Origin of the sequence: Pseudomonas sp. dw_612 (genome assembly GCF_018449725.1) — a bacterium.
GTDB lineage: Bacteria > Pseudomonadota > Gammaproteobacteria > Pseudomonadales > Pseudomonadaceae > Aquipseudomonas.
The window spans coordinates 18,536-41,070 of record NZ_JAAVVC010000013.1; the positions used below are offsets into that span (position 1 = coordinate 18,536).

Here is a 22,535-nt window from a genome sequence, read left to right on the forward strand (position 1 = left end):
TTTTTTTATGCCGGTGCAATCCCTGTGGGAGCGGGCTTGCTCGCGAAGGCGGTATGTCATTCAACATTGATGTCGACTGACAGGGCCTCTTCGCGAGCAAGCCCGCTCCCACAGGTTATGTGTGGAATCAGGTGTCCGGGGTTTGCTCGGCGAGGGCCACCGCACGGAACATCGCGCGGCGTTTGTTCAGGGTTTCTTCCCATTCCAGCGCCGGCACCGAGTCGGCAACGATGCCGCCACCGGCCTGCACGTGCAGTTCTCCGTCCTTGATCACTGCGGTGCGGATCGCAATCGCGGTGTCCATGTTGCCGTTCCAGGCAAAGTAACCGACCGCCCCGCCGTAGACGCCACGCTTGACCGGCTCCAGTTCGTCGATGATTTCCATCGCGCGAATCTTCGGCGCACCCGACAAGGTGCCCGCCGGCAGAATCGCCCGCAGTGCATCCATCGCGGTCAGCCCGGCCTTCAATTGCCCGGTGACGTTGGACACGATGTGCATCACATTGGAATAACGCTCGATCACCATCTTCTCGGTGAGTTTCACCGAACCGATTTCCGAAACCCGGCCCGTGTCGTTCCGGCCGAGGTCGATGAGCATCAAGTGCTCGGCGATTTCCTTGTCGTCCGACAACAGGTCTTTTTCCAGCGCCAGATCCGCCTCCTCGTTTGCCCCGCGTGGGCGGGTGCCAGCGATCGGGCGCACGGTGATCAGGTTGTCTTCGACCCGCACCAGTACTTCCGGCGAACTGCCGACGACATGGAAGTCGCCGAAGTTGAAGAAGTACATGTAAGGCGTCGGGTTGAAGCAGCGCAGCGCCCGGTACAGATCAATCGGCGCAGCCTTGAAGTCGATCGACATGCGTTGGGACGGCACGACCTGCATGCAGTCACCGGCCAGGATGTATTCCTTGATGGTATCGACGGCTTTTTCGTAATCATCCTGGGTGAAGCTCGAACGGAACACCGGATCAGCCGATTGCTGCTTGCTGAAATCCAGGCCGCGACGCGGGGTGATCGGCTGGCGCAGTTGTTCCAGCAGGGCTTCCAGGCGCGCCTGGCCTTGCTCGAAAGCATCGGCCTGCGCCGGGTCGGCGAGGACAATCGCGTGCATCTTGCCGGCGAGGTTGTCGAACACCACCACCGCATCGGAAACCATCAGCAGAATGTCCGGCACACCCAGCGGATCCGGGTTCGGGCACTTGCCCAGACGCTTCTCCACATAACGCACGCAGTCATAACCGAAATAACCCACCAGCCCGCCATTGAAACGCGGCAGGCCAGGGATGGTCGGGACGTTGTAGCGCGCCTTGAACTCTTCGACGAAGGCCAGCGGATCTTCGGCTTCATGGCTTTCGATCTCGACGCCGTCGTGGGTCACGCTGACGTGGTGATCGTGAACCCGCAACACCGTGCGGCACGGCAGGCCGATGATCGAGTAACGGCCCCATTTCTCACCGCCCTGCACCGACTCCAGCAGGTAGGAGTTGGGCTGGTCGGCCAGTTTCAGGTAGATCGACAGCGGTGTGTCGAAGTCGGCCAGGGTTTCACAGGCCATCGGGATACGGTTGTAGCCGGCAGCGGCCAAACGCAGGAATTCTTCGCGGATCATGGGGTAGCCTCGTGGCTTGAGGGTCTAACAGTCAGGTATGCAAACGCGCCGGGATACCGGCCAGGAACAAGTCAGGCGCGCCAACGCCAGCGGGCCAGGGCCTTGATGACTTTCATCCAGAGTTTGCGAGTGACCACCACGATGGGATTTCCAGAAGGGGATTGAACAGCGTCGGGCAACGTTATCTCAGCCGACAGGCCCAGGCAACCGGGAATTAGCTTGCGCAGATCATCGATCACCAGCGCCGGAGATTCTTCGGCAATCGGCCGGCCATGGTTGTAGCCATAACTCAGGGCCACACACTTGACCCCCGCCGCTTTCGCCGCCAGCACATCGCTGCGCGAATCGCCGACAAACAACGATTGCGAGGCCGGGATATTGGCCATTTTCATCACGAAAAACAGCGCCGCCGGGTCAGGTTTCTTTTGCGGCAAGGTGTCGCCGCCGATGATCCATTTGAAGTAGCGCCCGATCTTCATCTGATCCAGCAACGGCGCGACAAAGCGCTCTGGCTTGTTGGTGATCAGCGCCATCGCTACGCCCTGCTTGTGCAGCCATTTCAGGGTGTCGCGCACGCCGGGATAGACCACGGTCAGCTCATGGCTTTCGCTATAAGCCTGCATGAAAATCTCCAGCGCGCCTTCGGCTTCACCGTCATCGACCGTCGAATGGTCGATACCGCCCGCCAACGCACGGCGAACCAGCACCGGCGCGCCGTTGCCGACCCACTCGCGTACGGAGTCGAGGCCGGCGGGTTCGCGGCCCATTTTGAGCAGCATGTTATCCACGGCAACCGCGAGGTCGGGGACCGAATCGATCAGCGTGCCATCCAGATCGAACATCACCAGCCGCGGCAGACGCCCCGGGAACAGCTGCTCAAAGCCACTCATGGACGAGCCAGCGCCAATTCGGAACGCATCTTCTCGATCACTTCCTGGTAGTTCGGCGCGTTGAAAATCGCCGAACCAGCGACGAAGGTGTCAGCGCCAGCGGCGGCGATTTCACGAATGTTGTTCACGTTGACCCCACCGTCGATTTCCAGGCGAATGTCGCGACCGGACGCATCGATCAACGCGCGAGCCTGACGCAGTTTGTCGAGGGTGCCGGGAATGAATTTCTGCCCGCCGAAGCCCGGGTTGACGCTCATCAGCAAGATCATGTCGACCTTGTCCATCACGTATTCGAGCACGCTCAGCGGCGTCGCCGGGTTGAACACCAGGCCCGACTTGCAGCCACCCTCGCGGATCAGTTGCAGGGAACGGTCGACGTGCTGCGTGGCTTCCGGGTGGAACGTGATGTAGGTCGCGCCGGCTTCGATGAAGTCACCGACGATGCGGTCCACCGGGCTGACCATCAAGTGTGCGTCGATCGGCGCGGTCACGCCGTACTTGCGCAATGCCGCGCACACCATCGGGCCGATGGTCAGGTTGGGCACGTAGTGGTTGTCCATGACATCGAAGTGCACGAAGTCGGCGCCAGCGGCCAGGACGTTGTCCACTTCTTCGCCCAGGCGGGCGAAGTCGGCGGAGAGAATCGACGGAGCAATTACGAAGGGCTGCATGACGCACCTTTTCTGAGCAAAATCACGATGGCGCGCATTGTATACCTCATGCTTTGGCGCGCGCACTGTGACCGCGATGATTGGGCCTGCCTTCAATCATTAAGTGCCGACGGGCTCTAGTACGCCGCCCGGTAGATCTTTTCGATATCGACGGCACTCAGTTTGCGTGGATTGTTACGCATCAGGCGTTCGATCCCCGCCGCTTCCACGGCCATGGCCGGGATCGCGTCCTCGGGCACGCCGAAGCTGCGCAAGCCCAGGGGGATTTCCACCGCCAGGCACAGCGCGGTCATCGCTTCCACGGCTTTGTCCGCGGCATCGATGGCGCTCAGGTGCGCGGTTTTCACACCCATGGCCTCGGCAATATCCTGCATGCGCTCGACGCAAGCCAACTTGTTCCAGGTCATGACATACGGCAGCAACAACGCATTACTGACGCCATGGGCAATGTTGTAACGCCCGCCCAACGGATACGCCAACGCATGCACCGCGCCGACCCCGGCATTGCCGAACGCCATGCCGGCCATCAGGCTGGCGGTGGCCATGTCTTCGCGGGCTTGCAGGTTGGCCGGGTTGGCGTAGGCCTTGGGCAGCGCCTGGGTGATCAACTTGATCGCGCCAATGGCCAGGGCATCGGTGATCGCCGAGGCGTTAAGCGACAAGTAGGACTCGACCGCATGCACCAGCGCATCGACACCACTGGCGGCGGTGACACTGCGCGGACAGGTCAGGGTCATTTGCGGGCTGACCAGCGCCACGTCCGGTAATAGATAGTCGCTGACGATGCCTTTCTTCAGCTGCGCGAGCTTGTCGGACAGGATCGCCACGTTGGTGACTTCCGAACCGGTGCCGGCGGTGGTCGGGATGGCGATCAGCGGCGGGCCTTTGCGTGGCACTTGATCGACGCCGAACAAATCTTCCAGCGCGCCGTGATAACCGGCGTAGGCCGCGACGCTTTTCGCGATGTCGATGGCACTGCCGCCGCCCAGACCGATCAACCCGTCATGCCCGCCTTCGCGATAGACGCGCATGCAGTCTTCGACGATAGCGATTTCCGGGTCCGGCAGGACGCGGTCGAAAACTTCGTAGGTCCGATCGCCCAAGTGCGCCAGCGCCAGCTCGACCGTGCCGGACTTGACCAGCGCGGCATCGGTGACAATCAGCGGGTTATCGACATCCAGGCGTGTCAGCTCGGCGGCCAGTTGCTCGATGGCACCGGCGCCGGTGATCAGTTTGTGGGCAATCTTGAAAGAGGAAAGACTCATGTGCGCAGCCTCTTATCGTGATGGGAGCTGGGCACAATAGTAGCTGGGGATTGGGGTTTGTCTGTTATTCAGGCAATGAATGATCAAACATCTCGACTACCCCACAAAACCACTGTGGGAGCTGGTAGGAGCTGCGTAGGAGCTGCGTAGGAGCTGTCGAGTGAAACGAGGCTGCGATCTTTTGATCTTGATCTTGATCTTTAAAAGCCAGATCAAAAGATCGCAGCCTCGTTTCACTCGTCAGCTCCTACAGGGATTGAGTTAAACCTGAGCTGTGCGCAGTTTTTCGCTACGCCCACGCAGCCATTCCAGGGTCAGCAGCAGGATCACCGAGAACGCAATCAACAGCGTCGCCGCAGCGGCAATGGTCGGGCTGAGGTTTTCGCGGATGCCGCTGAACATCTGCCGTGGCAAGGTCGCTTGTTCGGGGCCGGCGAGGAACAGCGTCACCACCACTTCATCGAACGAGGTGGCGAAGGCAAACAGCGCCCCGGATATCACGCCCGGCGCGATCAACGGCAAGGTCACCCGACGGAACGCGGTCAGCGGCGAAGCACCGAGGCTGGCGGCGGCGCGCACCAGGTTATGGTTGAAGCCCTGCAACGTCGCCGACACCGTGATGATCACAAACGGCACGCCCAACACCGCGTGCACCACGATCAGCGAGAAGAAGCTGTTGCCCAGGCCCAGCGGCGCGAAGAACAGATAACTCGCCACACCAATGATCACCACCGGCACCACCATCGGCGAAATCACCAGCGCCATCACCAGCGCCTTGCCCGGGAAATCACCGCGGGTCAGGCCAATCGCCGCCAGCGTGCCGAAGATCATCGCCAGCACCGTGGCCGCCGGGGCGACGATGATGCTGTTCTTCAGCGAGCGCATCCACTCGGCCGAGGCGAAGAAGTCCTGATACCAGTGCAGCGAAAAACCTTGCAGCGGGTACACCAGGAAGCTGCCCGAGTTGAACGACAGCGGAATGATCACCAGCACTGGCAGGATCAGGAACAACAAAACCAGGCCGCAGAGAATCCGCAAGCTGTAGAACCACACCCGTTCAATGGGCGACATATAAGGACTCAGCATTTCTTTCTCCCCTTAGCTCAGGCGCAGGCGACTGGCGCCCACCAGCCAGCTGTAAATCAGATAAAGCACGACGGTCGCCAACAGCAGCAACCCACCGAGTGCGGTCGCCATGCCCCAGTTGATGCTGGTGTTGGTGTAGAAGGCGACGAAGTAACTGACCATCTGATCGTTCGGGCTGCCCAGCAACGCCGGGGTGATGTAGTAGCCGATGGCGAGAATGAACACCAACAGGCAACCGGCGCCGACACCGGCATAGGTCTGCGGGAAGTACACCCGCCAGAAACTGGCGAACGGGTGGCAGCCGAGGGAAATCGCGGCGCGCATGTAAGTCGGCGAGATGCCTTTCATCACGCTGTAGATCGGCAGAATCATGAACGGCAGCAGGATGTGCACCATCGAGATGTAGACCCCGGTGCGGTTGAACACCAGTTCCAACGGCTTATCGATGATGCCCATGGCCATCAGACCACTGTTGATCAATCCGCCGGATTGCAGCAACACAATCCACGCGGCGACCCGCACCAGAATCGAGGTCCAGAACGGCAGCAGCACCAGAATCATCAACAGGTTGCTTTGACGCGACGGCAGGTTCGCCAGCAGATAGGCCAACGGATAGGCCAGGAACAGGCAGATCACGGTGATGACCAGGCCCATCCAGAACGTGCGGGCGAAGATGTCGAGGTAGATCGCTTGGTCCGGGGTGGCCGGGGCCACTTCGCCGAGGTCGTCGATCCGGTGATCGACTGCCGCCAGCAAGTAGTACGGCGTGATGCTGCTGGTGTTGCGCCGCACGGCCTGCCAATAGGCCGGATCGCCCCAGCGTTCGTCGAGCCCTTCCAGCGCTTCTTTATAAGAGGCCGGTTCGGTGGCGAACGGCAAGGCGCGGGCGGTTTTGGTCAGCAGGCTGCGGTAGCCGGCCAACTCCATGTTCAAGCGCTTGGACAGGTCGCCCAAGGTCTGGTTTTTGCGCGCTTCAGCGAGGTCTTCGCTGGCAGCCTTGTAAACCGGTTCAGCGGGCAGGCCACGGCCATCCCAACTGGCGATAGCCGTTACGGTGCGCGGCATGCCGCCAACCACTTCCGGGTTACCGACGCTTTTGTAGAGCAGCGCCACGATCGGCACCAGGAACACCAGCAACAGAAACAGCACCAGGGGCGCGATCAAGGCTTGTGCTTTCCAGCGGTTGATCCGCTCGGCGTGCTTGAGCCGCTGCTTCAAGGTGGGGTCAGTGCCCGCGTTCAGGGGAATGGCGGTGGCCATGGCGTACTCCGGAAATCTTTGATCGTTACAGAGGTGGCGAACCACCTCGATCGTTAAATTCACACAAACCCTAATGTGGGAGCGGGCTTGCTCGCGAAAGCGGTGTGTCAGTCAACATCAATGTTGGATGTGAAGACGCCTTCGCGAGCAAGCCCGCTCCCACAGGGTGGGCAAGCCCACCATTACAAGGTTTTGTTATTTCGCAGCCCAGGAATTGAAGCGCTGTTCCAGTTGCTCGCCGTTGTCAGCCCAGAAGCTGACGTCGATCTGCACCTGGTTGGCGATGTTTTCCGGGGTGGTCGGCATGTCTTTCAACACGTCCTTGGCCAGCAACGGTACGGCTTGGGTGTTGGCCGGGCCGTAGGCGATGTTTTCCGAGTAGGTCTTCTGCTGCTGCGGCATGACCGAGTACGCGATGAATTTCTTCGCCGCTTCGGCACGGGTTTTATCCAGGCCTTTTGGAATCGCCCATGCGTCGAAGTCGTAGATCCCGCCGTTCCACACCACTTTCAGGTTGCTTTCTTTTTGCACGGCAGCGATGCGGCCGTTGTAGGCCGAGCTCATGACCACGTCACCGGAAGCGAGGTATTGCGGCGGCTGTGCGCCGGCTTCCCACCACTGAATGCTTGGCTTGAGCTCATCGAGTTTCTTGAACGCGCGGTCCTGGCCATCCTTGCCGGCCAGCACTTTGTAGACGTCTTTCGGCGCAACGCCGTCGGCCATCAGTGCGAATTCCAGGGTGTACTTGGCGCCTTTACGCAGGCCGCGCTTGCCCGGGAATTTCTTGGTGTCCCAGAAATCGACCCAGCTTGTCGGCGCGGAAGCCAGTTTGTCGGCGTTGTAGGCCAACACGGTCGACCACACGAAGAAACCCACGCCGCACGGCTGGATCGCGCCTTTGACGTAGTCTTCGGTTTTGCCGAACAGCTTCGGATCGAGTTGCTCGAACATGTCTTCGTCGCAACCACGGGACAGCTCTGGCGATTCAACTTCTACCAGGTCCCAGGACACGCTCTTGGTGTCGACCATGGCTTTGACCTTGGCCATCTCACCGTTGTATTCGCCGGCGACGATCTTGCCATTGCCGGCCGCTTCCCACGGTGCGTAGAAGGCTTTGACCTGCGCAGCCTTGTTCGCCCCGCCAAAGGACACCACGGTCAGGTCCGGGCCCGCCGCCATCGCGTGTGCCGCACCGATCATGCCCATGACCAAAGCGGTTAATTTCAGGGATCTCAACATTTATTGTTCTCTCCACGTGCAGGGTTGGTGTTGGTGTAGCCGGGGCGATCAATGCGCCTCTAGAAGTGGATCGAGCGCGCGAACGTGCTCAACCTGCCAGCCAAGCGGTACCACGTCGCCCACCGCCAGCTCGGGATCGAGCTCGGCAATCGGTTGTTTCACGAAGAAGTCGGTCTTGCCGCAGACTTCCAGGCGAACCCGGACGTGGTCGCCCAGATAGATGAATTCCGCCACCCTTCCTGAGAAGCGGTTGACGCAGGACTCGCTCGAACCATTGAGGCTCACGCGTTCCGGACGAATCGACAACGTGACCGGTTCGCCGGTCTTGCCGACGTTGACCGCCAGGGCTTCAACCTTTTCACCGCGCCCCAGTTCGACAATGCAGCGATCGCCGGTCTGGCTGTGCAAGCGGCCGTTGAGACGGTTGTTCTCGCCGATGAAGTTGGCGACGAAGGTGTTTTTCGGCTCTTCGTAGAGGGTGCGCGGCGGGGCGATCTGCTGGATTTCGCCCTGATGGAAAACTGCCACGCGGTCGGACATGGTCAGGGCTTCGCCCTGGTCATGGGTCACGTAGACCACGGTCACGCCGAGGCGCTGGTGCAGGTGTTTGATTTCCATCTGCATGTGTTCGCGCAGTTGTTTATCCAGTGCACCGAGGGGTTCGTCCATCAGCACCAGTTGCGGTTCGAACACCAATGCACGGGCCAGGGCCACACGTTGCTGCTGACCGCCGGACAGTTGCGCCGGGTAACGCTGGGCGAAGGCGTCGAGCTGGACCATGCTCAAGACTTTTTTGACTTTGTCGCTGACGTCGCTCTTGTTCAAGCCGCGCACGCTCAGCGGGAACGCCAGGTTCTCGGCCACGGTCATGTGCGGGAACAACGCGTAGTTCTGGAACACCATGCCGATGTCACGCTTGTGCGGCGGCACGTTGTTGATGGAACGCCCGGCCAGCAGGATTTCCCCGGCGGTCGGGGTTTCGAAACCGGCGAGCATCATCAGGCTGGTGGTCTTGCCGGAGCCGGACGGCCCGAGCAAGGTGAGGAATTCGCCTTTGCGAATATCCAGGTTGAGGTCTTTGACGATCAGGTTCTCGCCATCGTAGCTTTTCTGCACTCCACGAAAGCTGACCAGAATGTCATTGGCCCCTGCACTTGAATCGACCTGGCTCATACCCACACCTTTGTTGTTGATGACTGCTTGTGGTCTAAGCCTAGTGGACGCTGGGGGTCACGCAAATCGGGGCGCAGGAGAGAATCGCCTCAGCCGGATGGAAGGTTGAGTGTAGGGAATGCCCTACAAGGATGGCGCGTTTGGACAAACGCAGCGGTAAGTGGTCGGCTACACGCGGCAAGGACGGGCAAAAGCAGGATGGCGGGGTGTCGTAAATGGATAAGCCGCCGAAGTTCCCGTGGGAGCGGGCTTGCTCGCGAAAGCGGTGTGTCAGGCAATTGATGTCGACTGACACGGCCCCTTCGCGAGCAAGCCCGCTCCCACAATGGGACGGTGGTGGGGCTTAGAGAAGCTTGTGTTCCATCGCGTACTTCACCAGCTCCGCCAGGGAGGTGATGTTGAGTTTCTGCATCAGCCGCGCCTTGTGGGTGCTGATGGTTTTGCTGCTCAGGGCCAGTTGCTGGGCGATGTCGTTGACATTGGCGCCCTGGGCCAGCCGTTCGAACACCGAGAACTCGCGTTCCGAGAGCAATGAATGCAACGGCCGCGAATCGGTCAGGCCGACTTCGAAGACCATGCGGTCGGCCAGGTCCGGGTCGATGTAACGCCCGCCCGCCGCGACTTTGCGGATGGCGGTCAGCAGCAACGCCGGGTCGCTGTCCTTGGTCGCATAGCCGGCCGCGCCGACCTTCAAGGCCCGGGCCGCCATTTGCGCCTCGTCGTGCATCGACAGCACCAGGATCGCCGGCGGATTGTTCAAAGCACGAATCCGTGGAATCGCCTCCAGGCCATTGACCCCGGGCATGGAGATGTCCAGCAGCACCACTTCGCAGGGCACATGACGCAAGGTTTCGAGCAACTGCTCGCCATTGCTCGCCTCCCCCACCACCAGCAAGTCCTTGGCCAGGCCGATCAATTGCTTGATGCCTTCGCGGACGATGGTGTGGTCTTCGGCTACCAGTACACGGATCACAAGCTTCTCCAGATTCAAGATCTATCGCGAGCAAGCTCGCTCCCACAGTGATTGGGGTATGGCAGAGATCTGAGCACTGACCCAAATCCCCTGTGGGAGCGAGCTTGCTCGCGATGACGTCAGCCTAAACACCAAAAAACCATCAGGCTTCATTCACCGGCACCCGCACACTCAACGTCGTGCCTTCACCCGGCTCACTCTCAAGCGACAACTGCCCACCCATGATCAACACCCGCTCACGCATACCGACGACACCAAAGGATGTCGGCCTGCCAGTGGCGGCGACAAATCCTACGCCATCATCACTTACGGTCAGACACAACTCATCGCCTTCCAGCGTCAGTGTCAGTTCGACAGTATGCGCTTGGGCATGGCGCATGACATTGGTCAGCGCTTCCTGAAGGATGCGGAACAAGCCGATCGCCTTGGCATCACTGAGCACCGGCAGGTTCTCCGGCACTTGCACCAGGCATGGAATCTGCGTGCGCGCCTCGAAACGCCGGGCCTGCCATTCGATAGCCGAAGCAATGCCAGCATCGAGAATCGGTGGCCGCAGTGCCGTGGCCACATCCCGCACCAATTGAAACAACTGGGCGATCAGACGCTTCATGCTGTTCAAACGTTCGTTCAGACCCGGATCGAGCTGCGCGTAGGCCAATTCGCACATGGAGGTTTCCAGTTTCAACACAGTCAACATCTGTCCGAGTTCGTCGTGGACTTCCCGGGCAATGCGGGCCTTTTCCTCTTCCCGCACGCTTTCCAGGTGCGCCGACAACTCGCGCAATTGCTCCCGGGAACTGGCCAGTTCCAGCTCAATCCGTTTGCTTTCGCTGATGTCCCAGACGATCCCGTCCCAGACATACGCGCCATCCTCCAGTCGCCGGGTGATCGCCTTGATCTCGGCCCAGCGCTGTTCACCCGAACGCGTCAGAATCCGGCCCTGCCACGACCAGTCGCTGTCCGTGTCCAGCGCATGGTCCTGCGTCTGGTGATAACTGGCCTTGTCGTCCGGATGCACCAGGCTGCGCAGGCCTTTATCCCGATGGGCCAGGGTCGCTGGCGAATAACCGACCAGGCTTTCGCTGCCCTCACTGATGTAGGCAAAGTCGATCTGCCCGGTCACCGGCGCCCGCTCCAGGCGAAAGACCAATCCCGGCACGTTGGCGGCAATGCCTTGCAGCCGCGCCTCGCTTTCCTGCAACGCGGCCAGGGCACGGCGGCGTTCGGTGACGTCATTGAGGTACACCACCAGGTATTCGCCCTCGCGAAAGCGCAGGAAACTCAACGACACATCCGCTGGCAGGATGCTGCCGTCGGCGCGCACGCAATGGGTTTCGAAACTTTGCGGCCCCTCTTCGCTGGCCCGGGCGCGTTTCCACAGGTTCAGCCAACGGTCCATATGCAGGCCCGGTTCGAAGTCGATCAACGGGCGGTCGATGATCCCGCCGGACGGATAGCCAAGCATGGTTTCGGCGGCGCGGTTGGCGTAGCGCACGTGACTGTCCCAGTTGACCCACAGGATGCCGACGGTGCTCTGATCAATGGAAAACTGGGTCAGGCGCAGCGCTTCTTCACTCGCTTCGCGCAGGGCGATGTCTTCCCGCGCCGCCAGCAAGCGTTGCTCCAGGCTGTGTTGTTGGCGTCGCTGCCAGAACACGATGGCCATGCTGCTCAGCAACAACACCACCAGCAGCAGGCAAAGGTTCTGCCAGAACCCCGGCGACTCGGACAGTCGCGGGTATTTGGGCTGCAACCATTGGTTGTGCAGTTGTTCCAGGTCCTTGGCCGGGATCGCCCGCAGCGCACTTTCGACGATGCCGGCCAGTTCCGGCCAATCCCGGCGCGTGGCCACCCGCAGCAACTGCGGCAAACCGATATCGCCGACGACCACCAGCCCGGCGAATTCAGGCTCGGCGGACAAACGCCCCAATTGCGCCTCATCGACCACCGCGTAACCGGCCTGCTGACTCAACAGCAACTGCAAGGCCTGACGCTCGATCGGTACGCCTTGCAGGTTCAGGTGTGGAAAGTTGCTGCGCAGGTAATCGGCGGTGACGCTGGGCATGCGCACGGCGACGCGGGTCTGGCTGTCGAGTTTTTCCAGTTCCACCACGCCGGCGCCCTTCTGGTCACTGACCACCAGTTGCGGCACGCGCATGTACGGATCGGAGAATTGCCAAAGCCGCAGTCCGCCGGGGGTTTGGGTCAACCCCGGGGCGATATCGACTTCTCCCTCGCGCACCGCGGCTTCCAGTTGTTCAACGTCGGAAAAGTTGCGCCAGCTGAGCTCGACCTTGAGGGCCTTGGCCAGCCACTTCATCAACTCGACATTGACCCCGGACAAGCGTTGCAAGCGGCGATCGTATTGAGCGTATGGCGCCTGCAACACTACGCCGACGCGCAACTCGCCATGCTCGGCCAGCCATTGCTGCTGGGCCGTCGACAACTGAGCCACGTGCGACGCAGGCGCGGGTGCAGCCCAGCTCATCAAGGGAAACCACAAACAGCCGATAACCCATAGGCAGCGAAAACGCATCATTGAAATCTCACACACTGACAAATACTGACCAACCCATTAGGCTGCCGGAATAACTTCTGGCCTGGAATATCCGATGCCCCCTGTCTACCGCCTGGCACTGCCAGCATTGTGCCTGTCGCTGATCCTGCCTTGCGCCTTTTCCGTCGAGGCCGCCGACCCTGCACCTGCTCCTGCCGAAAAACCCGCAGACGCAAAACCGGTGGAGCGTCAGCCGTTGCTTGAGCGTAGTCAGGAAGAAGCGACAGCACTTGAGCGAAAAATCCCCGCCCAGGAACAGCAACAACTTCAGGCCGGGGGCGATACGTTTCTCGCTTTGTGGAAACCGGCCAACACCGCCGAGCCCAAGGGCGCGGTGATTATCATCCCCGGCGCCGGTGAAACCGTTGACTGGCCGCAAGCAATCAGCCCTTTGCGCAATAAATTGCCGGACGCCGAGTGGAGCAGCCTGAGTATCACCTTGCCGGACCTGCAAAGCGATGCCATTGCGCCACGCGTCGCCGAAGTCCCGCCGACGATCAAAGCCCCGGACACCGGCAGCAAAGACTCGACCACCGCGAAACCTATCGAGCAGGCGGCCAGTGGTGAAGCAGACGTCGCCGACAAAGCCATCGCTGAAACCACCGAAGAACAGTCCAAGGCTGACGCCGAGCGAATCTTCGCCCGCATCGACGCGGCCATCGACTTTGCCGGACAGCAAAGCGCCCGGCGCATCGTGGTGTTGGGGCATGGCACCGGGGCTTACTGGGCCGCGCGCTACCTGAGCGAGAAGCAGCCATCACAGGTGGAGAAATTCGTGATGGTTGCGGCACAGACGCCTGCGGCGGGCAAACCCGCACTGGCCGAACTGACGCCCACATTGAAGCTGCCGACCGCTGACCTCTTCTATATGGATAAACCGCTGGATCGCAACGCCGCACTGGAACGGTTGCAGGCGAGCAAACGCTTGAAGACTTCAGCGTTCAGCCAGGTATCGCTCAAGGCGTTGCCGGGGAATGCCAAGGCTGAGCAGGAGCAATTGTTTCGGCGGGTGCGTGGCTGGTTGAATCCGCAGCCTGTGGCGGAGTGATAGACCGAGGCGCCCTCATTCGCGAGCAAGCCCGCTCCCACACTGGACCTGGGTGTTCACACAATCTGTGACACACAGAAGATCCAATGTGGGAGCGGGCTTGCTCGCGAAAGGGCCGTCACGGACAACACAAATACTGGCTGCTAACGAAAATCCCGCCGCTCCTTGATCAACGTATAGGCGTTGTGCAACTCACGCGTCTTGTCCGTCGCCTCCCGCACCTGCAACGCCGTCGCCCCCGAACCGGCAATCTTGTCCGGATGATGACGGCTGAGCAGACGCCGATAGGCTCGCTTGATCTGCGCCGGCTCACTGGTGGCTGACACGCCCAATAGCCGCAAGGCATCCTGATAGGTCACCGCGCTGCTGACCTGCGGGCGTTTCTGCGGCTCATAGTCGTGGGCCAACGCCAACACTTGCTGTGGCGTCCAGCCCAACCATTTGCCCCATTGCGCCAGCAATTCACGCTCACTGGCGCCCGCGCGGCCGTCAGCCCAGACCATCCGCCAACAGGCGCGCAGCACGCCTTCGGCCGCATGGGGTTGAGCACTCAAGCGTCGCAGGTAGCCACGTAACCGGTCATGCCCGGACTTGCCACGATTGAACGCGGTAATGGCGCGACGTTGTGCCGATTCGGTCATTTCCAGTGAGCGCATTTCCTGACGCGCCTGCTGGATGTGCCCATCCACCACGCGCCCATCGCACTTGGCCATCCGGCCCAGCAACACGAACAACAGCTCATCGTTGCGCAACACCGGCCGACCACCGAGTTTTTCCCGTAAATGCCCCCAGCTCTGCAACTGCAAACGCCGGTCCAGCGCCTGCCCCAACAAAGCACCGAGCATGGCCCCCGGAATGCTGGCTATGGCAAAGCCCGCTCCGGCTCCGATCAGAGTCCCTGGCCACAACATGTCAGCGTCTCGCTTCTATCAGAGTTTCGGCTTCGGCCAGGCGTTCATAGGTGCCGACATCCACCCAGTGACCGTCCAGGCGTTCGCCCGACACTTGCCCCGCCGCCATGGCTTTGCGAAACAGCGGCGCCAATTTGAACGCACCGGCCGAGCAACCCTCGAACAGGTTCGGGTGCAGCACGGCGATGCCGCTGTAGGTCAGGGTCTTGGCGTCCGGTTGGCCATCGCGCACCTGGCCGTCGACCAGCACGAAATCCCCGGCCGGGTGATGGGCCGGGTTATCCACCAGCACCAGGTGAACCAGGCCGGCAATCGGCTGGCGCAGGGTGTTGAAGTCGTAATCGGTCCAGATATCACCGTTAACCACCACAAACGCCTCGTCACCCAGCAACGGCAAGGCGCGGAAGATCCCGCCGCCGGTTTCCAGTGGTTCGCCTTCCGGCGAATACTGAATGCTGACGCCGTAACGCGAGCCATCGCCCAGATAGTCTTCGATTTGCTGACCGAGCCAGGCGTGGTTGATCACGATCTCGGTAAACCCGGCCGCCGCCAGGGCGCGCAGGTGATACTCGATCAACGGCACGCCGCCGACACGCACCAACGGTTTTGGCGTGGTCAGGGTCAGCGGACGCATGCGTTCGCCTTTGCCCGCCGCCAGAATCATTGCCTTCATGCGTTAGCTCCAGCACGCAGACTGGCCAGCAACACATCCAGCTCCGCCAACTCGGGCCGACGGGCAATCACCGCGTCTATATAAGCAAAGAAGCGCGGCACGTCGGCGAGGTAGCGTGGCTTGCCGTCGCGGTGACAGATGCGCGCGAAGATGCCGATCACTTTCAAGTGACGCTGCACGCCCATCAGGTCGCTGGCGCGGTGGAACTCGTCGAAGTCAGGCTGAACCGGGATGCCCAGCGCGCCGGCCTGTTGCCAGTAATCCTGCAGCCAGGCGTACACGCGCTCTTCGGGCCAGCTGAGGAACGCGTCCTTGAACAGACAGGTCACGTCGTAGGTCACCGGGCCATAGACCGCGTCCTGGAAATCCAGCACGCCGGGATTCGGCTCGCTGAGCATCAGGTTGCGCGGCATGTAGTCGCGGTGCACCAGTACTTTTGGCTGGGCCAGGGCGCTGTCGATCAACAGATCGCTGACGTGCTGCCAGAGCGTTTGCTGCGCGGCGTCAAACTCGATGCCCAGCTCATGCTTGACGTACCACTCAGGGAACAGTTCCAGCTCGCGACGCAACAGTGCCACGTCATAACTTGGCAGCGGCGCCACCATCGGCAATTGCTGAAAAGCCAACAACGCCTGTAGGGCATCCTTGAACAAATCGTCGGCATTTTCGCTGTCGATCACGTCCAGATAAGTCTTGTTGCCCAAGTCATTGAGCAAAAGAAAACCGCGTTCGAGGTCTTCGGCATAAATTTTCGGAACATTTATTCCGGATTTGGCCAACAAAAAAGCGATATCCACGAAGGGTTTGCAGTTTTCCTGGGGCGGTGGAGCGTCCATCACGATGAAACTTTTGCCCTCGCCTTCCCAGCGAAAATAGCGCCGGAAACTCGCGTCACTACTGGCCGCGGTCAACGTGGCCGGGGGTACGACGCCCCAGCCTTGCTCGGCAAAGAGGGTCGCCAACTGTTCATCGAGCCAAACTTTCAGGTGTTGCAAGCGTACATCTTGGTCAGGCATTACAAGGGTCTCCGACGGCGCTAGCCGTCAAGCGGGTCATGCTTTATTATCCAGCATCTTTTTCAGACCATCGAGAGGCGTGCGGCCCACACCGCGGGCAGATGGCACGCAGGAAGCCCGGACTAATAAGATGGCATTGAAATCCCCCGCGTTTCGTAAAAAATTTCCGTTGTTGGTTACCGGCAGTCTGCTGGCCCTGCAACCCCTAGCCACTTCCTACGTGGTCGCCGCGGAACAGTATGACTGCTCAGTCTCTGCTTCGGGTGCCTGGGACTGTGCGCCCAAGTCGCCGGCCGCTGCATTGCCGCCGCGGCCCGTCCATGACGGCAGCGCAGCAGTCACCGCGAACGGCGAAGCTCCGGCCCAAACCGGCTCCAGCGAAGACACCGGCGCCAAGCCTGTGCTGGTCACTGAGTCCAAGGGCCGTGGCCTGAAGTCCCGTAGCGCAGACTACAGTCACCTCGACTGGGTTCCGCGCGAGAACCTCACTGCTGCGCAGTTGGCCGAAACCGGTCCTTACTGCTCTGGTTCCTATATCGAACCAATTCGTCCTGGCATGAATGACAAGACGAATAAAAGTGACGCGCCGACCTTTATTGGCGCCAAGGCTTCCCGCTATAACACCGAAGATCAGATCGGCACGCTGGCCGGTGACGTCGTCATGCGTCAGGGCAGCATGCAGGTCGAAGCCGACGAAGCCAGCCTGTACCAGGCCGAGAGCCGTGGCGAACTGAACGGCAACGTCCGCGTTCGCGACAATGGCGCACTGATCGTGGGCGACCACGCCGAGGTGCAGCTCGACACCGGTGAAGCCAAGGTCGACAACGCCGAATACGTGATGCACAAATCCCGTATCCGCGGTAACGCGCTGTACGCCAAACGTGCCGAAAACGCGATCATCCGTCTCAAGGATGGTACGTACACCACGTGCGAACCGAACAGCAACGCCTGGCAGCTCAAGGGCAACAACATCACCTTGAACCCGGCCACCGGTTTCGGTACCGCGACCAACGTGACACTACGGGTCAAGGACATTCCGGTCCTGTACACACCGTACATCTACTTCCCGATCGATGACCGTCGCCAATCCGGTTTCCTGCCGCCGACCATCGGTACCGGCAGCGATACCGGCTTCTTGCTGGTCACGCCGTATTACTTCAACCTGGCACCGAACTACGATGCCACGTTGTACCCGCGCTACATGAGCAAGCGTGGCTTGTTGATGGAAGGCGAGTTCCGTTACCTGACCAAGTCCAGCGAAGGTCAGTTTGGCGCCGCGTACCTCAACGACGAGGACGATGACCGTAGCAAACAGACTGATTCCGAAAAAACCCGCTACATGTACAACTGGCAGCACAAGGGTGGCCTCGATTCGCGAGTATTCACGCAGGTCGACTACACCAAGATCAGCGATCCGTTTTACTTTCAGGATCTGCAGACTGACCAGATTGGCGTGAAAAGCGCGGACTATGTGAATCAGCAGGGTTCTGTCAGCTACCGTGGCGACAGCTATACAGCTCGAATCAACGCTCAGGCTTATCAACTGGCGACCATTTCGAACATTACGCCGTATGATCGCTTGCCACAGATCACCTTTGATGGTGCGCTGCCCTATCATCCGGAAGGCTTGAATTTCTCTTACAACACCGAAATTGTTCGGTTTGACAGGGATTTGAGAGATGGCAACGTCTTTGACAAGGATGGCGGCCCGTTTGATTCTATTACCGGCGCCCCTGTCGGCACGCCTCGCCTTGATGAAAACATTCAAGGCCTGGCCCGCGCCAATGGCAATCGCCTGAATCTGGCACCTGCCGTCAGCCTTCCATTGAACTGGACGTATGGCTTCCTGAAGCCAACGCTCAAATACCAGTACACGCAGTACGATCTGGACCTGGATGGCACTGGCAAAGAGCAGATCGCCCTTCAAGGCCCGGAAGGCGACCGTCTCAACGGCACCTTCAGCAGCAACCAGAGCCGTGGCGTACCAATCGCCAGCATCGACAGCGGCCTGTACTTCGATCGCAACACCAACTGGTTTGGCACCAACTACCGCCAGACCCTGGAACCGCGCCTGTACTATCTCTATGTACCTGAGAAAGACCAGTCCGATATCCCGGTGTTCGACACCAGTGAATACACCTTCAACTACGCGTCGCTGTTCCGTGACAACCGTTTCTCCGGCAACGACCGTGTCGGTGACGAGAACAAACTGTCCCTGGGCGTGACCAACCGTTGGATCGAAGACAATGGTTTCGAGCGTCAACGCATCAGCGTCGGCCAGGCCCTGTACTTCAAGAATCGTGAAGTCCAGTTGCCAGGTATCGACGTCAAGGATCGCGATGACGCCCGGTCCAAGGTTTCGCCGTACGCGCTGGAGTACGAATATCGCTGGAACCGCGATTGGCGCACCACGGCCGACTACAACTGGGATCCGGACAGCCACAGCCCGCGTTCGGGCAGCGCGATGTTCCACTACCAGCCTGAAGACAACCCGAACAAGGTTATCAACGCCGGTTATCGCTATCGCAATGACCAGGTCCGCTTCGACCAGACCACTGGTAAGTGGACTGTGGGCGGCGGCGACTATGGCACCCCGGGTACTCCTGGCTACGTGAAGGACTACTACAAGATCCAACAGCACGACTTCTCGGTGATCTGGCCGATCGTGCCGCAATGGAACGCCATCAGCCGCTGGCAGTATGACTACAACCGCAACCGTACCCTGGAAGCCTTCGGTGGTTTCGAGTACGACAACTGCTGCTGGAAACTGCGCCTGATCAACCGTTACTGGGTTTCCTATGACGAGTTCAGTCAAGAAGCCCCGCAAAACGAAAAAGGCGACCATGGCGTCTTCCTCCAAATTGTTCTGAAGGGACTCGGCGGCCTCACTGGCGCCAAGGTAGAGAGCTTCCTCGACAAAGGCATTCAAGGTTATCGTGAACGTGAAGACCAAGCTTTCTGATTGTCTGCGCCCGCTAGTGCTGGGCGCGCTGTTCCTGGGTACCGCGGCTAACGCCGCGGTACAGTCCATCGATAAAGTGGTGGCCATCGTCGACAACGACGTGGTCATGCAGAGCCAACTGGACCAACGGGTTCACGAAGTTCAGCAAACCATCGCCAAACGTGGTGCCTCGGTACCACCGACCAGCGTGCTGGACCAGCAGGTACTGGAGCGTCTGATCGTCGAAAACCTGCAATTGCAGATCGGCGAACGCTCCGGCATCCGCATTACCGATGAAGAGCTGAACCAGGCCGTCGGCACCATTGCCCAGCGCAATAACATGTCGATCGATCAGTTCCGCGCTGCACTGGCCCACGACGGGTTGTCTTACGACGACGCCCGTGACCAGATTCGCCGCGAGATGATCATCAGCCGTGTGCGTCAACGTCGCGTGGCCGAACGCATTCAGGTGTCCGAGCAGGAAGTGAAGAACTTCCTCGCTTCCGACCTGGGCAAAATGCAGCTATCCGAAGAGTTTCGTCTGGCCAACATCCTGATTCCTACGCCGGAAAGCGCTAACTCCGAAGCGATTCAGGCTGCGGCCAAACAAGCAGACGCGGTGTATCAGCAACTCAAGCAAGGCGCTGACTTCGGTCAGTTGGCAATCGCCAAATCCGCCAGCGAAACCGCACTGGAAGGCGGCGACATGGGCTTCCGTAAAGCCGCCCAATTGCCACCTCCGTTCGATCGTATGCTGAGCACCATGGCGGTGGGCGACATCACTCAGCCAATGCGCACTCCGGGCGGCTTCATCATTTTGAAGATCCTCGAGAAACGTGGCGGCCAGACGCAGATGCGTGACGAAGTGCATGTGCGTCACATCCTGGTCAAACCAAGTCCGATTCGCGACGAAGAAAAAACCAAGGCCCTGGCTCAATCGCTCTACACCCGTATCGAAGCGGGCGAAGACTTTGGCGAACTGGCGAAAAACTTCTCGGAAGATCCGGGTTCCGCCCTCAACGGTGGCGACCTGAACTGGATCGACCCGAACGCTCTGGTGCCCGAATTCCGCGAAGTGATGGCCGAGACCCCACAAGGTCAGCTGTCCAAGCCGTTCAAGACCCAATATGGCTGGCACGTTCTGGAAGTCCTTGGCCGTCGCGCCACTGACAGCACCACCCAGGCCCGTGAGCAGCAAGCGATGACCGTACTGCGTAACCGCAAATACGACGAAGAGCTGCAAACCTGGCTGCGTCAGATCCGTGACGAAGCGTACGTAGAGATCAAACTCCCTGGTGCAGACCAGGCAGCGCAGTGAAACCCAAGCGTTTCGCGCTGACACCCGGTGAACCGGCCGGCATAGGTCCTGACCTGTGCCTGCTGCTTGCCTCGCAAGCCCAGCCACATCCCCTGATTGCCATTACCAGCCGCGACCTGCTCATCGAGCGGGCCGCGCAACTGGGCGTGGTCGTCGACCTGCTGCCGGTCACCCCGGGCAATTGGCCGGATGCTCCAGCTCCGGCCAATAGCTTGTATGTGTGGGATACCCCGCTCAACGCCAAGGTCACCGCCGGGCAACTGGACAAGGCCAATGCGGCGTTCGTCCTGGAAACCCTGACCCGCGCTGGCCAAGGCTGTATGGATGGAGATTTCGCCGGAATGATCACCGCGCCGGTGCACAAGGGCGTGATCAATGAATCCGGGATCGCCTTTTCCGGGCACACGGAATTCCTCGCCGACCTGACCCATACCGCGCAAGTGGTGATGATGCTCGCCACCCGCGGATTGCGCGTGGCGCTGGTCACCACTCACCTGCCCCTTCGCGAGATTGCCGATGCAATTACGCCGGAGCGGCTGGAACGGGTGACGCGGATTCTGCACACCGACCTGCAAGAAAAATTCGGCATTGCCCAGCCACGCATCCTGGTCTGTGGGCTCAACCCCCACGCCGGTGAAGGCGGACACCTGGGCCATGAAGAAATCGACATCATCGAACCCACCTTAGAGCGTCTGCGTGATGAAGGTATGGACCTTCGGGGCCCCCTGCCCGCCGACACTCTGTTTACCCCCAAATATCTGGAGCACTGCGACGCGGTGCTGGCGATGTACCACGACCAGGGCCTGCCAGTGCTGAAGTACAAAGGCTTCGGTGCGGCAGTCAACGTGACCCTCGGCTTGCCGATCATTCGCACATCGGTGGACCACGGCACAGCCCTGGACCTGGCCGGTAGCGGAAAAATCGACACCGGCAGCCTGCAAGTCGCCCTGGAAACCGCCTACCAGATGGCCGAGACCCGTTTATGACCGAGCATTACCAACACAAGGCGCGCAAACGCTTTGGCCAGAACTTCCTGCACGATGCCGGCGTTATCGACCGCATCCTGCGCGCCATCCGCGCCAAACCAGAAGATCGCCTGCTGGAAATCGGCCCGGGCCAGGGCGCACTGACCCAAGGTCTGCTAAACAGCGGCGCGCAATTGGACGTGGTGGAGCTGGACAAGGATCTGATCCCGATCCTCAACCAGCAATTCGCCGACAAGAGCAACTTCAACCTGCACCAGGGCGACGCGCTGAAGTTCGACTTCAACAGCCTGAACGCCGCGCCGAACAGCCTGCGTGTGGTCGGCAACCTGCCATACAACATCTCCACGCCGCTGATTTTCCACCTGCTGAACAACGCCGGCATCATTCGCGACATGCACTTCATGCTGCAAAAGGAAGTGGTCGAGCGTCTGGCGGCGGGTCCTGGCGGTGGTGACTGGGGTCGCCTGTCGATCATGGTTCAGTACCATTGCCGGGTCGAGCATCTGTTCAATGTGGGTCCGGGGGCGTTCAATCCGCCGCCGAAAGTCGACTCGGCCATCGTCCGCCTCGTGCCCCACGACGTACTGCCGCACCCGGCCAAGGATCACAAGCTGCTGGAGCGCGTCGTGCGCGAAGCCTTCAACCAGCGCCGCAAGACCCTGCGCAATACCCTCAAATTGCTGCTGAGCAATGACGAGATCGAAGCCGCCGGCGTCGATGGCAGCCTGCGTCCCGAGCAGCTCGACCTGGCCGCCTTCGTGCGCCTGGCCGACAAGCTCAGCGAGCAAGTCCTGCAGGCGCCCGCCGCCGACTGACAGCCGATGAGCGTTATCGGGTAGGACGCCAGACGCGATGTCTGGTTTACTACCCGATACTTGGCCTAGACTGAATCCCATCAGCTACGCCCCGCGTCCCGCTT

General features: G+C 60.4%; 18 protein-coding genes and 1 pseudogene. 5 read left to right on the forward strand and 14 right to left on the reverse strand.

Annotated elements, in window-relative coordinates:
* Positions 1-22: 22 nt before the first annotated feature.
* The 11 genes and pseudogenes from HB680_RS33115 to HB680_RS19705 form a co-directional block, all read right to left on the reverse strand.
* Positions 23-112, reverse strand: a pseudogene (locus HB680_RS33115) (DUF4381 domain-containing protein); the annotation flags it as partial.
* 15 nt (positions 113-127) lie between these two features.
* On the reverse strand, positions 128-1,609 hold the full coding sequence (trpE, locus tag HB680_RS19660; RefSeq protein ID WP_213940200.1) for an anthranilate synthase component I: 1,482 nt from the start codon (positions 1,607-1,609) through the stop codon (positions 128-130).
* Positions 1,610-1,680: 71 nt separating this feature from the next.
* Entirely contained in the window at positions 1,681-2,499 is an 819-nt protein-coding gene (locus HB680_RS19665) for a phosphoglycolate phosphatase (protein WP_213940201.1), read from the reverse strand.
* Entirely contained in the window at positions 2,496-3,170 is a 675-nt protein-coding gene (gene rpe / locus HB680_RS19670; RefSeq protein ID WP_054044125.1) for a ribulose-phosphate 3-epimerase, read from the reverse strand. Before rpe ends, HB680_RS19665 begins: the two co-directional genes overlap by 4 nt.
* Positions 3,171-3,286: 116 nt before the next feature.
* Positions 3,287-4,435: an iron-containing alcohol dehydrogenase gene (locus HB680_RS19675; RefSeq protein ID WP_149659558.1), complete on the reverse strand. Its 1,149-nt coding sequence runs from the start codon at positions 4,433-4,435 to the stop codon at positions 3,287-3,289.
* A gap of 261 nt (positions 4,436-4,696) precedes the next feature.
* Positions 4,697-5,521: an ABC transporter permease gene (locus tag HB680_RS19680; RefSeq protein WP_169372820.1), complete on the reverse strand. Its 825-nt coding sequence runs from the start codon at positions 5,519-5,521 to the stop codon at positions 4,697-4,699.
* A 12-nt stretch (positions 5,522-5,533) separates the two neighbouring features.
* Entirely contained in the window at positions 5,534-6,781 is a 1,248-nt protein-coding gene (locus HB680_RS19685; protein WP_213940202.1) for an ABC transporter permease, read from the reverse strand.
* Positions 6,782-6,976: 195 nt separating this feature from the next.
* Positions 6,977-8,020: an ABC transporter substrate-binding protein gene (locus HB680_RS19690; RefSeq protein ID WP_054616819.1), complete on the reverse strand. Its 1,044-nt coding sequence runs from the start codon at positions 8,018-8,020 to the stop codon at positions 6,977-6,979.
* A 48-nt stretch (positions 8,021-8,068) separates the two neighbouring features.
* Positions 8,069-9,193, reverse strand: a complete 1,125-nt coding sequence (locus HB680_RS19695) for an ABC transporter ATP-binding protein (protein WP_213940203.1) — start codon at positions 9,191-9,193, stop codon at positions 8,069-8,071.
* A gap of 343 nt (positions 9,194-9,536) precedes the next feature.
* Positions 9,537-10,166 carry a response regulator transcription factor gene (locus HB680_RS19700; RefSeq protein WP_003210977.1) on the reverse strand — a complete coding sequence of 210 codons (630 nt, stop codon included), beginning with the start codon at positions 10,164-10,166 and terminating at the stop codon, positions 9,537-9,539.
* A 142-nt stretch (positions 10,167-10,308) separates the two neighbouring features.
* A complete protein-coding gene (locus tag HB680_RS19705; protein WP_213940204.1) occupies positions 10,309-12,705 on the reverse strand; it encodes a sensor histidine kinase in 2,397 nt (798 codons plus the stop codon).
* 73 nt (positions 12,706-12,778) lie between these two features.
* On the opposite strand from HB680_RS19705, the gene HB680_RS19710 reads away from it, so the two are divergent.
* Entirely contained in the window at positions 12,779-13,771 is a 993-nt protein-coding gene (locus HB680_RS19710) for an alpha/beta hydrolase family protein (RefSeq protein ID WP_213940205.1), read from the forward strand.
* Between the two features lie 143 nt (positions 13,772-13,914).
* Here HB680_RS19710 and HB680_RS19715 read toward each other — a convergent pair whose 3' ends face one another.
* Genes HB680_RS19715 through HB680_RS19725 form a run of 3 tightly spaced genes read right to left on the reverse strand, consistent with a single transcriptional unit; the run spans position 13,915 to position 16,371 of the window.
* Positions 13,915-14,682 carry a TerB family tellurite resistance protein gene (locus HB680_RS19715; RefSeq protein ID WP_213940206.1) on the reverse strand — a complete coding sequence of 256 codons (768 nt, stop codon included), beginning with the start codon at positions 14,680-14,682 and terminating at the stop codon, positions 13,915-13,917.
* Position 14,683: 1 nt separating this feature from the next.
* A complete protein-coding gene (gene murU / locus HB680_RS19720) occupies positions 14,684-15,355 on the reverse strand; it encodes an N-acetylmuramate alpha-1-phosphate uridylyltransferase MurU (protein WP_213940207.1) in 672 nt (223 codons plus the stop codon).
* Entirely contained in the window at positions 15,352-16,371 is a 1,020-nt protein-coding gene (locus HB680_RS19725; protein ID WP_213940208.1) for a phosphotransferase, read from the reverse strand. Before HB680_RS19725 ends, murU begins: the two co-directional genes overlap by 4 nt.
* A 130-nt stretch (positions 16,372-16,501) precedes the next feature.
* Between HB680_RS19725 and HB680_RS19730 the strand changes: the two genes are divergently transcribed.
* The 4 genes from HB680_RS19730 to rsmA are packed head-to-tail and all read left to right on the forward strand — an operon-like array spanning position 16,502 to position 22,431.
* Positions 16,502-19,333, forward strand: a complete 2,832-nt coding sequence (locus tag HB680_RS19730; RefSeq protein WP_213940209.1) for an LPS-assembly protein LptD — start codon at positions 16,502-16,504, stop codon at positions 19,331-19,333.
* Positions 19,308-20,630: a peptidylprolyl isomerase SurA gene (gene surA / locus HB680_RS19735; protein WP_213940210.1), complete on the forward strand. Its 1,323-nt coding sequence runs from the start codon at positions 19,308-19,310 to the stop codon at positions 20,628-20,630. The genes HB680_RS19730 and surA overlap by 26 nt, the downstream gene beginning before the upstream one ends.
* On the forward strand, positions 20,627-21,616 hold the full coding sequence (pdxA, locus tag HB680_RS19740) for a 4-hydroxythreonine-4-phosphate dehydrogenase PdxA (protein WP_213940211.1): 990 nt from the start codon (positions 20,627-20,629) through the stop codon (positions 21,614-21,616). Before surA ends, pdxA begins: the two co-directional genes overlap by 4 nt.
* On the forward strand, positions 21,613-22,431 hold the full coding sequence (gene rsmA / locus HB680_RS19745; RefSeq protein ID WP_054044139.1) for a 16S rRNA (adenine(1518)-N(6)/adenine(1519)-N(6))-dimethyltransferase RsmA: 819 nt from the start codon (positions 21,613-21,615) through the stop codon (positions 22,429-22,431). The genes pdxA and rsmA overlap by 4 nt, the downstream gene beginning before the upstream one ends.
* Positions 22,432-22,535 lie beyond the last annotated feature (104 nt).